The following is an 831-nucleotide window of genomic DNA, read 5'->3' on the forward strand; positions in this document are numbered from 1 at the left end:
CCAGGCCGACTACCGACACACCACGGCTACCGCTGCTTGACATAAACATTAGGCAGCACCGACTTCCTGCGTTGATTCGGCCGCGTGGGCGAGCAGCAGCGCCCGCAGCAGCCCGATTCGGTAGACATCGGCGATCAACTCCGGACCCTGCTCAGTCAGCCGGTCGGCTAGCCAACCGGCAATCGTGGTGCTCGCTTGCTCGGCGAGCTGTTGGAGCTGGGAGCAGGTATCGGCGTCAACAGCGACGGACACGACCCGGTACCGCCCAGGCCGCACGAGTGTGCGGCGCACCCTGTCGGCCAGAAGCTCCGGGCCGACGCTCGCGGCCAGCACGGTCACCACGTCATCCACAGACCGACCCAGTACCCGCGCCAGCTCGCGCACGCGGGCAGCCGCACGCGCGGGCACGACGTAGCGGCGCTCGACTCGACGGACCCGAGGAACGGCGCGGGTCGGGGCGCTCACGCCGCACCTGCTTCAAGCCGACGAACGAACGCCGCCGGGAGAGTCAGCGTCGGTCGGGTCGAGCCGCTCGGGCCGGCGTGCCATCTGGGCATCCGGCCGGTGTCGATCTCGTCTAGCGCTGCGCCCAGCACCTCCCCGGCCGCCGTCTGCTTGTCGAGGATGTTGTGGTGCTCGGCGAGGTCGTAGAGCAAAGACGCCACCGCGCCCGGCAGGCGAACCTTAAGAACGGTTCGCTCCGGCGTGGAAGGCGTGGCATTGTTCGTATCCTTCATGCCTTCACGGTCAATGATTGAATGGCCGGACACCAACTAAGGGATGTCTCGTAACCCGGTGGGCGGCTGGCCGGTCCGGTAGTTGATCATGTTG

2 protein-coding genes are annotated in these 831 nt (G+C 67.3%); both read right to left on the reverse strand.

From position 1 onward, the window contains the following. Window positions 1–48 precede the first annotated feature (48 nt). The gene (locus tag ABFX51_RS16165; protein ID WP_346054135.1) at window positions 49–465 is read right to left on the reverse strand and encodes a hypothetical protein; all 417 of its coding nucleotides are present in this window, start codon (window positions 463–465) and stop codon (window positions 49–51) included. Next, window positions 462–737, reverse strand: a complete 276-nt coding sequence (locus ABFX51_RS16170) for a hypothetical protein (protein ID WP_346054136.1) — start codon at window positions 735–737, stop codon at window positions 462–464. The genes ABFX51_RS16165 and ABFX51_RS16170 overlap by 4 nt, the downstream gene beginning before the upstream one ends. Window positions 738–831: the final 94 nt, after the last annotated feature.

This window comes from Amycolatopsis dongchuanensis (assembly GCF_039542405.1).
In the GTDB taxonomy this organism is placed as follows: Bacteria; Actinomycetota; Actinomycetes; order Mycobacteriales; family Pseudonocardiaceae; genus Amycolatopsis_E; species Amycolatopsis_E sacchari.